Source organism: Pelosinus sp. UFO1 (assembly GCF_000725345.1).
Classification (GTDB): domain Bacteria; phylum Bacillota; class Negativicutes; order DSM-13327; family DSM-13327; genus Pelosinus.
In genome coordinates, this window is record NZ_CP008852.1 from 16,516 (window position 1) to 30,878 (window position 14,363).

A 14,363-nucleotide genomic window follows, 5' to 3' on the forward strand; every position below is an offset into this window, starting at 1 on the left:
AAAATTAACAGAATAAAGACTATACAAAGGGCAGTATCTATGTTGATACTGCCCTTTGTATAGTAAAAAATAGAACATCTAGTGTTCTAATATTTTTTGTATAAGAAAATCCTCATCGCCAATACTATGATTAAGGGCAGAAAAAGCAAAATGAATGCTTGCTGCACTGAGTATAGTTTTGCGAAAGGGTGACTATATTGCGCTATTCAAAAATTTTAACAAGTATTGTGCTGTTACTTTTTGTGATTATGGTAATCGGAATTTCAGGAGGCTGTAGTAATAAACCAGCGCCAAAACCTTTGCCAGATACAACGGGTACAGCAGAGAACCCAGCAGGGAAAATTGCTATGCCGCCGCGCATGGTGCTTGGGTATTATGAAAATCCTTGGCCAGGCACACCTGATAAAACAGGGTCATTTCCAAGTATGAAATCTTTTGCCAAAAGCATGACTGGAGTTGGTCCCTTTTGGTATAAAGCCACTAAGAATGGGACTTTAGAAGCGAAAGATAGCCAACTTGTTTATGATTCTGCTAGGAGCCTAGGCCTGGCAATGTATCCGTTGATTACAAATAAAACAGGATCAAATGAACAAGTGCTAGGTGATCCAGCAATTCGTACGCTAGTAACGGACAATATTGTAAAACTAGTACAAGAGAAGCAATACGATGGTGTCAATATTGATTTTGAATTACTACCTCCAGCACAAAGAGATAATTTAACCAAGTTTATGGCAGAGTTATATCCAAAAATGAAGGCGATTAATAAGACTTTGATTATATCTGTATTTCCTCAGGTTGATGTAGCTGAAGATGTTTCAGGGGCTTATAATTATCCGGAGCTCGCAAAGAGTGCAGATTTTTTACAAATCATGACCTATGATAATCATTGGTCAACATCCAAGCCAGGGCCCATTGCGCCAATTGATTGGTATGAAAAAAATATTAAATACGCCATTGATAATTGTGGCGGGCCTCAAAAGGTCATTATTGGCGTAGGCTTTTATGGTTACGACTGGGTTGGCAAGGAAGGAGAGACGATTACCTATGTAGATGCGATTGTACGGGCGGAAGAAAATGGAGCTAAGATTGAGTATGATGAGGCGGCACAAGCGCCTCACTATAAGTACAAAGATCATGAAGTTTGGTTTGAAAATGATAAAAGTGTAGCGGCTAAGTTAGATGTTGTTGCAAAGTATAACCCAGCTGGAATTGCATTATGGCGTTTGGGACAAGAACAACCAGAAGTATGGCCTTTGATTGATACAAAATTTCCTAAGTAATGTAAAAATACCTGTCGAACCATCGGCAGGTATTTTTGCTAACAAATTCGAAAGTCTAAATAAGAATTGAGACTTTGACTAGAGTTTGTGACTTTGGAAGCCTTATTTTCTAAAGAATTTACTCTGATGAACAGGGTTGCAAGTATCTATAAAAAAGAATAATATAGTACATAAGAATAATAATTTGCGAAGTTTGTAGAAATACGTAATTCAATTATAACAGGGGGCGTAGTAATGAATGTTGAAAATTATATTCTTATAGTGGAAGGTATGAGCTGTGGGCACTGCAAAAATGCTGTAGAGAAGGCTGTTAGTACTTTGGCAGGAGTAATTTCAGCAGTCGTAGATTTACCAAATAAGACACTGGCTGTAGAGATTGATGCTAGTAAAGTAACATTAGAGAAAATAGAAGAAGCTGTCGATGATGAAGGTTTTACTGTTGTAGGTAAACAATAAAAATTTCTTTTATTTACTTATGACTAAGTAAATAAGCCGTGGTATATTGTGGTACAATGCACAAAAATCTTGACCTTTCATGTTACATTTTGTTATACTTAAAAGCAAGCCTCCCAAGTCGGAGGCTTGTTTATTGATTTTTTATTTGCAGTTTTTAAAATTAATACCTGGAGAGTGACATGTCTTGCAGGTAATAGAAGGGAGATGCGCATTATGGCAGAACTGGAAAAAAGATTAGCTGAGCGAAGAAGTGGCAAGGGAAAAAGTATTGTTACGATCTTAAGTATTCTGTTAGCATTAGTAGCAGTAGCCAGCGCGTCCTATTATTGGTTTAGTGGAGGAATTGAGCAAAGTAAGGAAAAGGGAAGTATTGTAACTCCTCAAAATAAAATCAATATTATGGTTATGGGAGTTGATGAACGTAGTGATGATGGAGGACGTTCGGATACGTTATTTGTTGTGACAATTGATACGAATACGAAAGAAGTCGCCATGCTTTCCATACCGAGGGATACTAGGGTTAAAATTCCGGGACACGGCTGGGATAAAATTAATCATGCTTATGCTTTTGGTGGTTACAAATTAACGCAACAAGCAGTAGAAAGTTTGTTAGGTATTAAAATTGACCATTATGTTACTATTAATATTGCAGGGTTTAAAAAGATTGTTGATGCCGTCGGCGGTGTTACAATTGATGTGGAAAAACGCATGTATTATACAGATCCCTACGATGATAATGGGGTCGGTGGTGGCGCTTTTGTAATTGATTTACGTAAAGGGGTACAACACATGGATGGCGAGACCGCTATTCAATATGTACGTTACCGTGATGAAGAAGGTGATATTGGCCGGGTTGAGCGTCAGCATCAGTTCTTAAAAGCATTAATGAAGGAAGTAGCTAGTCCGTCTGTTATCACTAAAATTCCTGGAATTATTAAAGAAGTGAGTAGTGTGGTTAAAACTGATCTATCGACAAGTGAAATGCTCACCCTTGCTAAAACCTTGAATGATGCATCGAAAAGTGGATTAAAAACAGATATGGTACCTGGAAAACCTGCTTATATTGATGATGTAAGTTATTGGTTACCTGATGTCATGTCATTAAGAAGACATGTAGCTCAGACATTGGGAGTAACCATGGAAGAAAAATATGTGGCTACAACTCAACGTGAAGTAAATGAATATGAAACCTCAATTCCTAAAGAAATGAAAGTGGTTGAAACTCCTAAGACAACCAAAACTTTAAATTCAGAAAAAACAACAACACCAGAGAAACCTAAAACTCCGGATAAACCTGGAGCTTCCACGGATGTAAGTAAACCTGTTATGAAAAGTGTAAATGCTAAAGTTAGTGTTGAAGTATTAAATGCTAGCGGTGTAGCAGATGCTGGTGACAAAGTTGCGGAAGTACTACGAAGTCAAGGTTTTGAAGTGTCGGGTGTAACGAGTACGCCTAACGCGTATAAAAATACAGTAGTCATCTCCAATTCTACAAATAGCACAGTGGTTAATAAATTAAGCTCATTACCATTTAAATATACGCTGCAAATTACTAAGGATGAAGGTAAATCTACAGATGGAATCGTTGTAATTGGTAAGGACTACGCAGCTAAATAATCAGGATTTAAATAGCCCATAGGGGCTATTTTTTTTTATTTGCGAGATACTATTTAGATAAGAATGTGAAGCTAAAAAGGAGTACCATCGAATGTGGATTACAGAGAAGTCTCGCAGAATTAATATTATGGCATGGATAGTTATTACTGTTATTGCCCTTTTAATTTTACGTTTGGCTTGGATGCAACTGCTACATGGTCCCCAGTATAAAAAAATTGCCGAAGAAAACCACATCCATCAAATTACAGCACAGGCACCTCGTGGTATTATGTATGATCATAATGGGGCTTTACTTGTCACTAATCGGCCTAGTTTCGCTATATCTATTATTCCTGCGAAATATAGTAAGGACTGGAATACTACATTGCTGTTAGCTAATATTATTGATGTGCAGCCTGATGAGATCGAAAGGTTGTTAAAAGTTGGATCAGAGTTCCCCTATACTCCTATCCAAGTTAAGCGAGATGTAGATGCAATGCTTCAGACAAAGATTCGTGAGCGAGAAGAAGATCTGCCAGGGGTAATTATTGAAGCGATGCCCATTCGAGAATATGTATACAAGGAATTGGCAGCTCATGTATTTGGTTATCTTGGCAGTATTAATGAAGAAGAATATGTAAAACGTAAAGAACAGGGGTATAAACCAACAGATTTTATTGGTAAGGATGGCTTAGAGCAAGAGTGGGAAGAAGTATTACGGGGGATAGATGGTGGATTGCAGATTGAAGTTAATGCTGCAGGCGAAGAAGTACAGATCATTGGAGATAAAAAAGCAATAGCCGGTAAGGGGTTAGTGCTTACTCTTGATGTAAACCTACAAAAGGCAGCCCAGGACGCCTTAATGCAGCAAATAGAAGAAGGACAGAAGAGGGGAGAACCAACAAAAGGCGGAAGTGTTATTGTTCTGGATGTAAAATCAGGAGCAGTGCGTGCTATGGTTAGTTATCCTTCATTTGATCCCAATCAATTTGCAAGTGGAATCAGTAATTCCCATTGGAATAAGCTTATCAATAATCCCTATCATCCTCTTACGAACAAAAGCATTCAAAATGTTTATCCTCCAGGTTCGGTTTTTAAAATTGTGACGGCAGCAGCTGCCTTGGATATGAATTATGTGACTAAGGATGAAATATTTGATGATAAGGGCGTGTACGTACTTGATGGGTGGAAATTCTTTGGATGGCAAACTAAGGGATTAGGAAAGCTCAATATTGTAGATGCAATCGCTTGGTCAAGTGACCCTGTTTTTTATGAATTAGGTCGCCGCATGGGAGTTGATTCCTTAGCGAGTTACGCTATGACCTTTGGGTTAGGAAAAAAGAGTGGGATTCGTCTGCAGGGAGAAGAGGAAGGCACTGTTCCTACAGAAAATTGGAAAAGGGTTACCTATGATGAACAATGGTATATTGGTGAAACTGTAATAGCCGCCATAGGACAAGGATATTATCTTGTAACACCATTGCAACAGGCAATGTTATTAATGGCGGTAGCAAATAAGGGAACTATTTATCGACCAATGCTGGTAGAAAAAATATTAACGGCAGATGGTGCAGTAGCAGAAACCTATCAACCGGAAGTCCTTCATACCATTTATTTAAAAGCTGAAACATGGGATTTACTTAAGCAAGGATTAGTGGCTGTAACCACTAAAGGTACTGGACTCGGTGTGTTTCAAGGAATGACGACCACAGTAGCTGGTAAAAGTGGATCTGCTGAAACAGGAACAGGCACGGTTCATTCCTGGTTTGCTTGCTATGCGCCAGCAGAAAATCCTGAAATTGCTGTCGCGGTCCTAGTTGAGGAAGGAGGCGAAGGTTCTGTTGCGGCAGCACCTGTTGTCAGAAAAATAGTAGAGGCGTATTTTGGGCTTAAAAAGAAATAAAAGGAGTATGCAATTAAAAGTTATACTTTCTACAATTGAATAGAGGATTATTACATTTTTAGTGCGAAATATGCTAAAATATGAAGGATGTGAAAAATGTGCCGTTCTATCCGATAAACTTACAAATAAGTCGCCAACCTTGTATTGTTGTGGGGGGCGGCAGCGTTGCTGAGCGCAAAGTAGCTGCACTTTTGCTTGCAGGTGGAGATGTTACTGTACTTAGCCCAGAGATTACCAAAGGGTTGGCCATTTTGGCAGAAAGAAGAGAGATTACTCATATTGCCCGGGGTTATCAGCAGGGAGATGTTAAAGGCTTTTTCATTATTATTTGCTCCACGGATAATCCTTCGGTAAATAAGCTGGTAGCGGCAGAAGGCAAAGAGCTTGGTGTTCTTGTTAATGTGGCAGATGCTCCTGAATTGGGCAATTTTAGTGTGCCAGCCCAAATTTCTCGTGGCGACTTATTGCTTACCATCTCTACCGGGGGGAAAAGCCCGGCAGTAGCCAAAAAGTTACGCGAGGAATTAGGTGAACGTTATGGTCCTGAATATGGTACATACCTTGAGTTGGTGGCAAAGGTTCGAGAACAAATAAAAAAAGAACTGCCAACAGCAAAGGAACGAGAAATCGTTTGGCGAAGAACCATAGATCAGGAAGTAATTAGCTTGCTGAAAGATGGCAAGATAAAAGAGGCGGAGGCTAAGATTTATAATGCAATTAGTTGTTCTGGGACTCAATCATAAAACCGCATCGGTTGATGTGCGGGAATGTTTTACTTTTTCTGAAGATACAATAAAAATGGCTCTGAATCGTCTTCATGAATATGAAGAAATCAGCGAATGCGTGATAATATCTACCTGTAATCGTACAGAAATGTACGCTGTTGTGGATGATGCAGAAGATGGCTTTCCAGTAATGCAGCAGTTTTTGCAACGAATTTCTGAAACTCCCTTAGATGTCGCAGACTTCTTTTATTATGCGGAAGAAGATTGTATTAACCATTTATTTCGTGTAACATCGAGCCTTGACTCCTTAATTATTGGTGAAGGACAGATTTTAAGTCAGGTAAAAAAGGCTTATTCCATAGCAAGGGATGTTGGTACTACAAGTACCGTTCTTAACACTTTATTTCATAGGGCGATTGCCGTAGGAAAGAAAGTCCGGACTGAAACCCGTATTGCTCATAGTGCAGTATCAGTAAGTTATGCGGCAGTTGAGTTAGCAAAAAATGTATTTGGCGATTTATCAACTTCCAATGTATTGTTATTAGGTGCGGGACAAATGGGTGAACTTACAGCTAAGCATTTAGTAGGAAATGGTGTTAAAGCTGTATTTGTTTCGAACCGTAGATATGAGAGGGCTGTTGAATTAGCGAGTCAATTTCGTGGTATAGCAGTACCTTTTGAGAATTTTATGAAAAGTGCTGTGGAAGCGGATATTATTATTACTTCTACAGGTGCTCCTCATTACATTATTAGAGCTTGGGATGTTGCTCACTTAATGCCAAAAAGGCAAGGACGTCCTATCATTATTATTGATATTGCTGTACCCCGAGATGTGGAGCCTGAGGTATCTGCGATTTCCGGTGTACGTTTATATAACATTGATGATTTGGAAGCAGTTGTGGAATCCAATCTGCGTCTTCGCGAGCAAGAAGCGGAGTTAGCTGAGAATATTATCAAAAAAGAATTAGAAGAATTACTGATCAAATTTCGCTATTTATCCTTGCGGCCTGTTATGGCACGTTTGACGGATAAAGCGGAAAGAATCCGTCAACGGGAATTAAAACGTGCCTTAACGAAATTGCCTGACATTACGGCAGAGGAACGTAGGGCTGTAGAGAACATGTCTAAGATGATTATTCGAAAGATGTTAAGGGACCCTATGGTTTGTATCAATGAAGGGGCCTGTACCCAGAATGAACAATTATATTTAGACGCAATACTAGATTTATTTAAACTCGATACAATAGGAGAGGGCAGACATCGTGAAAAGAAAAAAACTTGTTATCGGTACGCGCAGCAGTAAATTGGCTTTATGGCAAGCTAATTATATTGCCGCCTGTTTAAGAGATCAATATCCGGGGATAGAAGTAAATCTAGTCCATATCGTAACTACGGGTGACAAAATAGTGGATGTTCCTCTTGCTAAAATTGGCGGGAAAGGGTTGTTCACAAAAGAATTGGAGACTGCCATGTTACGGGGAGAAATTGATTTGGCAGTACATAGTCTTAAAGATATGCCGACGGAATTGCCAGAAGGCTTATTGTTGGCCGCTATTACAGAACGAGCTGATGCTGGTGATGCTTTTATTAGCCCGAAGTATGGCACCGTGGAAAATTTGCCACAGGGTGCTAAGGTTGGGACGTCTAGTTTAAGGCGTAAAGCACAACTGCTCAAGTATCGACCTGATCTAGTGATTCATGACCTACGGGGAAACTTAGATACGAGATTGAAGAAATTAGATACGGGAGATTTGGATGCGATTCTATTGGCAGTTGCTGGTCTAAAACGATTAGGCTGGCAGGAGCGAATTACCCAAGTTCTATCAAACGAAATTTGTTTGCCGGCAGTTGGACAAGGAGCCCTTGCAATTGAAGCGCGTAGTGATGATGGGGAAGTTTTAGAAATGCTTGCCTTTTTGAATCACCAAGAGACTCGCCTAGCTGTAGAGGCAGAGCGTGCTTATCTATCGGAGGTAGAGGGCGGTTGCCAAATTCCCATTGGCGTCTATGCGACCGTAAATCAGGATGTATTAAACTTAGAGGCTGCTATATTGTCTGTTGATGGTGTTCGCCAAATACGCAAGACGATTAGTGGTGCCCCAGCAGAGGCTAAAGAGCTTGGTCAAGCGTTGGCTCAGGAAATGCTAGATGCAGGTGGACGGGAAATTCTGCAAGAGCTAGATGTGAATCATTAAGTAACGGTTTTAAATGCAGCCTATCAGGAGGAGAGAATATGAAACAAGGTATGGTTTATTTAGTAGGGGCAGGTCCTGGTGATTATAAATTAATCAGTGTAAAAGCCCTAGAATATATACAGCAAGCAGATACCATAGTTTATGATCGATTAGCAGATGATCGACTTTTGTCAACAGCCCGGCCAGATGTAGAACTTATTTATGTAGGGAAGGCTTCTAGTAATCATACTATGCGTCAGGAAGACATTAATCAGTTACTTGTGGATAAAGCTAAAGAAGGTAAAAATGTAGTACGGCTAAAAGGTGGAGATCCTTTCGTTTTTGGACGGGGCGGGGAAGAGGCATTAACCTTAGTTGAGAATAAAGTATCATTTGAAGTAGTACCAGGTATCACTTCCGCCATTTCCGTACCTGCTTATGCCGGTATTCCTGTGACTCATAGAGGTATTGCGACTTCATTTGCAGTCATAACGGGTCATGAAGATCCAACTAAAGCAGAATCTACGATTAAGTGGTCCCACTTGGCTACTGCGGTAGATACCTTAGTATTTCTAATGGGGGTAGAAAACCTGCCTCATATTACAACAAAATTAATAGAAAATGGCCGCTCTGCGGATACTCCCGCTGCAGTCATTCGTTGGGGTACGAAACCTGAGCAACGGGTACTAGTTACAACAGTAGGCAAAGCAGCTGCTGATGTAGCAAGGGAGGGTATTAAACCTCCTGCTATATTTATCGTCGGAGAAGTAGTGAATTTACGTCAAGACTTGGCTTGGTTTGATCAGCGGTTGTTATTTGGTAAAACAGCACTTGTTACTAGGGCTCGTGAGCAGGCTAGTGCTTTAACTTGTCAATTAGAAAACTTAGGTGCGCAATGTATTGAAGCACCATCCATAAAATTGGTTCCACCAGAAAGTTATGCAGAACTGGATAAAGCCATTGATAAGCTTGCTACCTATAATTGGATGATTTTTACTAGTGTAAATGGAGTAGAACATTTCTTTACCCATTTATATAGTAAAAAACGAGATAGCCGAGCTTTAGGCAATGTGAAAATTGCTGCCATAGGAGCACAAACAGCAGCTTCGCTTAAAAATTACGGAATTTTAGCCGATATTGTACCTTTGGAATTTAGAGCGGAAGGTATTGTTGCGGCATTGAATGGACGGATTGAGCCAGGTATGTCCGTGCTCATTCCAAGAGCATTGGTAGCCCGGGATATTTTGCCAGAAAAGCTAAGAGAAATGGGCGCTACTGTAGATGTAGTACCAGTGTATCGTACTCTTACAGGGGATAGCGATGGCGAAATGCTGGCACAAAAATTGTCAGCCGGAGAAATTGATCTTGTTACATTTACCAGTTCTTCTACAGTGACTAATTTATTAGAGCTATTAGGTTCTAAGGGATCAGAACTTTTGAAAACTGCCAAAATTGCATGTATTGGTCCTATAACAGCTGGTACGTGTTTAGAAAATGGCATTAAGCCGGATGTAATAGCAGAGGAGTATACCATTCATGGGATGGTAGAAGCAATTACAACCTTATATAAGGAGGCTAAATAATGAACGAGCTTCTTCGTCCCCGTCGCCTTAGAGTATCAGCGGGAATACGAAAATTAGTAAGGGAAACGACTCTTGAGATAAATAATTTAGTTTATCCCTTGTTTGTTGTGCCAGGAAGTGGGATTCGTAAAGAAATTCCTTCTATGCCCAATGTATTTCATTTATCTGCGGATATGGCAGTCAAAGAAGCGGCTGAAGCATATGCCTTAGGCATACCCGCTGTTATTATATTCGGAATCCCTGAATATAAGGATGAACAAGGTTCAAGTGCCTGGGATATGAATAGCCCGGTACAAAAAGCGATGAGTTTGATTAAAGCAGCACTTCCTGATATTGTTGTGATCGGCGATGTTTGCCTATGTGAATATACGAGTCATGGCCATTGTGGTATGCTAGAGGGGCACGAGGTTGACAATGATAGTACACTGCCAGTATTGGCGAAAGTTGCTCTTAGCCAAGCCCAGGCAGGGGCAGATATCATTGCTCCTTCGGACATGATGGATGGCCGGATTTTAGCCATTCGTAATGTGCTAAATGAAAATGGGTACAAGAATGTATCCATTATGTCCTATGCAGTGAAGTATGCTTCGGCCTATTATGGTCCGTTCCGTGATGCAGCTGATTCTACACCGCAGTTTGGTGACCGTCACAGTTATCAAATGGACCCAGCTAATAGCCGAGAAGCTATGCGTGAAGTAGAGTTAGATATAGCCGAAGGTGCAGATATTATTATGGTAAAACCAGCGTTAGCCTATTTGGATATTGTTCGCCAAGTGAGAGATAACTTTGATTATCCTCTTGCTGTGTATAATGTGAGTGGTGAATACTCTATGGTAAAGGCAGCAGCAGCCCAAGGCTGGATTGATGAGAAACGTACTGTAATGGAAACTTTGCTCAGTATGAAACGGGCAGGTGCAGATATTATAATTACTTATCATGCTATGGATGTTGCCCGCTGGTTAAAAGAAGAATAAAGATAGCAAATATATAACCACCAAGACACAATGCCACTAGCATGGCACACAAAGGAGAACATAAAGGATAAGTCCTTTGTGAAAAATTTTGTGCCCTTTGTGTCTTGGTGGTTCAATTATTATTTTTTAGGGGGTCTACTAATGACATTGAACTTGGAAAAATCAATTAAGGCATTTCAAGAAGCGAAGGAATATATTCCTGGTGGCGTCAATAGTCCTGTTCGCTCTTTTCGTGGTGTAGGTGGTACACCACCCTTTATTGCTAAGGCAAAGGGAAGTTACTTATATGATATCGACGGAAACCAGTATATCGATTACATTGGTTCTTGGGGACCCATGATTTTAGGTCATGCCCATCCTGCAGTGGTGGAAGCTTTGACCCAGGCTGTAGGTAAAGGAACTAGTTATGGGGCACCTACTCTTTTGGAGACAGAACTAGCTAAATTAGTAAAGCAGGCTGTACCCTCAATGGAACTGGTTCGTATGGTTAATTCTGGTACAGAAGCTACTATGAGTGTCCTACGGTTGGCGAGAGCTTATACGAAACGTAATAAAATTGTAAAATTTATTGGCTGTTATCATGGTCATCACGACAGTCTATTAGTGAAAGCCGGATCTGGTGCGGCTACCCTAGGAGTTCCTGATAGTCCAGGCGTTTCTCAGGCTGTTGCTGGCGGAACAATTTCCGTAGGTTATAATGATATTGCCGCACTGAAAGAAACTTTTAGTAAATACGGTGAGGAGATTGCGGCCGTTATTATAGAACCTGTAGCAGGTAATATGGGTATGGTATTGCCGAAAGAGGGTTATTTAGCAGCTGTACGAGAAGTGACAGAACAATATGGTGCATTACTAATCTTTGATGAAGTAATGACGGGTTTTAGAGTAGCTTATAATGGCGCTCAGTCTGTGTTTGGCATAAAACCTGATCTTACCTGCTTAGGCAAAATTATTGGCGGTGGATTGCCTGTAGGTGCGTATGGTGGACGGCAAGATATTATGGAGTTAATTTCTCCAGCGGGTCCCGTATACCAGGCTGGTACACTGAGCGGAAATCCATTGGCAATGACGGCAGGTATTACAACGTTGTCAATACTATCTCAGGCACCTGAATTGTACGAAGTATTAGGCAAGAAAACAGAGAGCTTATGTGCAGGTATTCGGACACAGGCAGAAGAATTTGGATTCTCCTTGCAATATCATCAACTTGGCGCTATGTTTGGTATGTTTTTCACCGACAAACCAGTTTATGACTATGAAAGCGCTAAACAATCAGATATTGGTGCTTTCAATACTTTTTATCATGCAATGCTAGAAAAAGGGGTATATATGGCCCCTTCTCAATTTGAAGCAGGCTTTATGTCAGCGGCCCATTCAGAAGAAGATATTGCTGTAACCATTGAAGCTAGCGCTTATGCTTTTGGCAAAGTGGCAGAATATCATAAGCAAAAGAAATAATGCAGGGTAAAACCCGTATGCAGATTACCCACAGCCAAATGGCTGTGGGATTATTTTTTTAGGAGAGTAGTGTCAGTTTGTTTTTATGCAATAAATCATCGTTTATTTCGTCAATAAGAGTAGTAAAATGATTAAAGTTGAATCGATGATATTTGGTAGAAATGAGGAATTATCATGTCGAGTGGAATTATCTTTATAAATTCTGCCTTTGTATTCTATACCATTGGAGTTTGGAGTGAAAAAATACAAGGTGAGTTGAAAAGAGTACATTTGATCCTATTTTGGTTTGGGATTATTTGTGATGCTTTAGGAACAAGGGCGATGGGGGAATTATCTAAGACACACGTAGAGGGAGTTAACCAAGCTATTTCTCAGTATGTGCAAATACCTAGCAATTTTCACAGCCTTACTGGTATAGTGGCACTTTCATTAATGCTACTACATGCATGTTGGGCGACTATTATTATTGTAAATAAAAAAGATATTTGGACAAGGAAATTTCATCGTTATAGTTTGATCGTTTGGATACTATGGTTAATACCATTTGTAAGTGGAGCAGTTTTTCATTTCATGTAAAAAATTGATCAGGTAAGCTCGACTAACACACATAAGAAAAACGCTAAGCGTCCTTTTTGAACCACAAAGACACAAAGGTCACAAAGGGGGTCTATCCATTTCATTCCCATCTTCTTTGTGTGCCGCGATAGCGGCATTGTGTCTTTGTGGTTCAATCTTTTAACTAGAAACTTATAAATTCTGATACCATAAAAAAACTCCTACAGCTTTTCGGTTTGAAAAGACTGTAGGAGTTTTATCAATTCTATTATTATAAACTAATTGCTCCAGTTACTAATGCTACCACGATATTCAATACCATTAGTCCAAAAGCCCACCATATGCCACCTTTTTGTAGGTCGCCAAAGGTAATGTCACACATTCCGACCAATAACCATAACGCTGCCACCAGGGGACTCAGCATGTGTACTGGTGTTCCCAATAAGGAAGCCCGACCGATTTCCCCAGCACCTATTCCATAAGTAGCAGCCATCTGGTTCAGTACGGGTAGCACGCCAAAGTAGAAGGCGTCATTGGATAACAAGAAGGACAGTGGAGCACTTAACAGCGCTGTAATCATCCCCATGTGTGATCCCAAACCAGTTGGGATAATTCCTATTAGAAATGTTGCCATAGCATCTGTCATTTTAGTTCCTGTTAAAATGCCCATAAATATCCCAGCGGCGAAAACCACCGCGGTAACCTGTAGAGCTTCTTTAGCATGAGCCAACATACGCCCTTGCTGTTCTTTAACCTTAGGAAAGTTTACAATTAAAGCCAATGCGCTTCCCGCCAAAAAGATGATTGGAATCGATACTCCGATCTTCTTTTCTACAAGTAACAGGCCCATAAGAGTTAGGGTCATAATCAGATTAACCCAGAATAATTTAGGACGCTTAAACTCAGGATTTTTCGATACCACTTCTTTGGCGATACCGTCGATCATAGAATCTTCTATCTGGATAACTCCCAATCTAGCCCGTTCTCTTTTACCCAATACATATCCCATCAATGCTATATAGGCAAATCCAAAAATGATTACAGGAACCAAGGGATTAAAAATTTCTGCTGCATCGAGTTTTAACGCCGCTAAAACCCTAGCCGTAGGAGCTGCCCATGGGAACATATTCTTCACGGCAGTTACCATTGCACATATTACTGCTAAAATAACAGGATTAATACCGATCCTCTTGTACAAAGGTAACATTGCGGTACAGGTAATCATAAAGACTACAGCTCCCTCTCCTTCTAAAGAGGCAATGATTGACAAAAAAGTCGTTCCCACAATGATTTTTAACGGGTCACCTTTAACTTTCTTTAATATTTGAACAATGAGTCCATCAAACAAGCCCACATCCACCATAATTCCAAAATACATAACAGCAAACATCATCATAATTGCCGTTGGTGCTATGGTCTTAACACCATCCATCATTAACTTACCAATTGTGGGGGCAAACCCACCTAATAACCCAAATGCAATTGGTATAATAATTAGTGCAGCAAACCCAGTCATCCTTTTGGACATTATTAAGTACATGAAAGTAATAACCATAAGAAATCCAAGTAGAGTTAATATAATAAAACGACTCCTTTCAAATTAACAGATTCTTTTTAGATTATAAAATTAAATATTATGAAAATATAGAAAAAGGTCAT

General features: G+C 40.0%; 12 protein-coding genes. 11 read left to right on the forward strand and 1 reads right to left on the reverse strand.

Translation table 11 applies throughout. The features are described 5' to 3' along the window. Nucleotides 1–188: 188 nt before the first annotated feature. From UFO1_RS00075 to UFO1_RS00125, 11 genes are all read left to right on the forward strand, one after another. A complete protein-coding gene (locus tag UFO1_RS00075; RefSeq protein WP_038666296.1) occupies nucleotides 189–1,280 on the forward strand; it encodes a glycosyl hydrolase family 18 protein in 1,092 nt (363 codons plus the stop codon). A gap of 234 nt (nucleotides 1,281–1,514) precedes the next feature. Next, nucleotides 1,515–1,736 (forward strand): cation transporter, encoded by a 222-nt coding sequence (locus tag UFO1_RS00080; RefSeq protein ID WP_038666299.1) that lies wholly within the window; start codon nucleotides 1,515–1,517, stop codon nucleotides 1,734–1,736. Nucleotides 1,737–1,949: 213 nt separating this feature from the next. Beyond that, nucleotides 1,950–3,353 (forward strand): LCP family protein, encoded by a 1,404-nt coding sequence (locus UFO1_RS00085; RefSeq protein ID WP_038666302.1) that lies wholly within the window; start codon nucleotides 1,950–1,952, stop codon nucleotides 3,351–3,353. 91 nt (nucleotides 3,354–3,444) lie between these two features. Then, a complete protein-coding gene (mrdA, locus tag UFO1_RS00090) occupies nucleotides 3,445–5,235 on the forward strand; it encodes a penicillin-binding protein 2 (RefSeq protein ID WP_038666305.1) in 1,791 nt (596 codons plus the stop codon). A gap of 98 nt (nucleotides 5,236–5,333) precedes the next feature. Continuing rightward, nucleotides 5,334–5,978: a bifunctional precorrin-2 dehydrogenase/sirohydrochlorin ferrochelatase gene (locus tag UFO1_RS00095; RefSeq protein WP_236639297.1), complete on the forward strand. Its 645-nt coding sequence runs from the start codon at nucleotides 5,334–5,336 to the stop codon at nucleotides 5,976–5,978. Next, the gene (gene hemA, locus UFO1_RS00100) at nucleotides 5,947–7,263 is read left to right on the forward strand and encodes a glutamyl-tRNA reductase (protein WP_038666311.1); all 1,317 of its coding nucleotides are present in this window, start codon (nucleotides 5,947–5,949) and stop codon (nucleotides 7,261–7,263) included. Before UFO1_RS00095 ends, hemA begins: the two co-directional genes overlap by 32 nt. Next, nucleotides 7,223–8,155 (forward strand): hydroxymethylbilane synthase, encoded by a 933-nt coding sequence (hemC, locus tag UFO1_RS00105; RefSeq protein ID WP_038666314.1) that lies wholly within the window; start codon nucleotides 7,223–7,225, stop codon nucleotides 8,153–8,155. Before hemA ends, hemC begins: the two co-directional genes overlap by 41 nt. A gap of 38 nt (nucleotides 8,156–8,193) precedes the next feature. Next, nucleotides 8,194–9,717 carry a uroporphyrinogen-III C-methyltransferase gene (cobA, locus tag UFO1_RS00110; protein WP_038666317.1) on the forward strand — a complete coding sequence of 508 codons (1,524 nt, stop codon included), beginning with the start codon at nucleotides 8,194–8,196 and terminating at the stop codon, nucleotides 9,715–9,717. Then, nucleotides 9,717–10,691, forward strand: coding sequence for a porphobilinogen synthase (hemB, locus tag UFO1_RS00115; protein WP_038666320.1), 975 nt, complete (start codon nucleotides 9,717–9,719; stop codon nucleotides 10,689–10,691). Before cobA ends, hemB begins: the two co-directional genes overlap by 1 nt. 141 nt (nucleotides 10,692–10,832) lie before the next feature. Next, the gene (gene hemL / locus UFO1_RS00120; RefSeq protein WP_038666323.1) at nucleotides 10,833–12,149 is read left to right on the forward strand and encodes a glutamate-1-semialdehyde 2,1-aminomutase; all 1,317 of its coding nucleotides are present in this window, start codon (nucleotides 10,833–10,835) and stop codon (nucleotides 12,147–12,149) included. Nucleotides 12,150–12,323: 174 nt separating this feature from the next. Beyond that, nucleotides 12,324–12,725, forward strand: coding sequence for an HsmA family protein (locus tag UFO1_RS00125; protein ID WP_038666326.1), 402 nt, complete (start codon nucleotides 12,324–12,326; stop codon nucleotides 12,723–12,725). A 250-nt stretch (nucleotides 12,726–12,975) separates the two neighbouring features. Here UFO1_RS00125 and UFO1_RS00130 read toward each other — a convergent pair whose 3' ends face one another. Continuing rightward, the gene (locus tag UFO1_RS00130) at nucleotides 12,976–14,286 is read right to left on the reverse strand and encodes a CitMHS family transporter (RefSeq protein WP_371256717.1); all 1,311 of its coding nucleotides are present in this window, start codon (nucleotides 14,284–14,286) and stop codon (nucleotides 12,976–12,978) included. Between the last annotated feature and the right edge of the window lie 77 nt (nucleotides 14,287–14,363).

Excerpts from the sequence above, each read along its gene's own strand:
- cobA (WP_038666317.1), top strand. The coding sequence starts at position 8,194 with ATGAAACAAGGTATGGTTTATTTAGTAGGGGCAGGTCCTGGTGATTAT.
- hemL (WP_038666323.1), top strand. The coding sequence starts at position 10,833 with ATGACATTGAACTTGGAAAAATCAATTAAGGCATTTCAAGAAGCGAAG.
- mrdA (WP_038666305.1), top strand. The coding sequence starts at position 3,445 with ATGTGGATTACAGAGAAGTCTCGCAGAATTAATATTATGGCATGGATA.
- hemA (WP_038666311.1), top strand. The coding sequence starts at position 5,947 with ATGCAATTAGTTGTTCTGGGACTCAATCATAAAACCGCATCGGTTGAT.
- UFO1_RS00085 (WP_038666302.1), top strand. The coding sequence starts at position 1,950 with ATGGCAGAACTGGAAAAAAGATTAGCTGAGCGAAGAAGTGGCAAGGGA.
- UFO1_RS00080 (WP_038666299.1), top strand. The coding sequence starts at position 1,515 with ATGAATGTTGAAAATTATATTCTTATAGTGGAAGGTATGAGCTGTGGG.
- UFO1_RS00125 (WP_038666326.1), top strand. The coding sequence starts at position 12,324 with ATGTCGAGTGGAATTATCTTTATAAATTCTGCCTTTGTATTCTATACC.
- hemB (WP_038666320.1), top strand. The coding sequence starts at position 9,717 with ATGAACGAGCTTCTTCGTCCCCGTCGCCTTAGAGTATCAGCGGGAATA.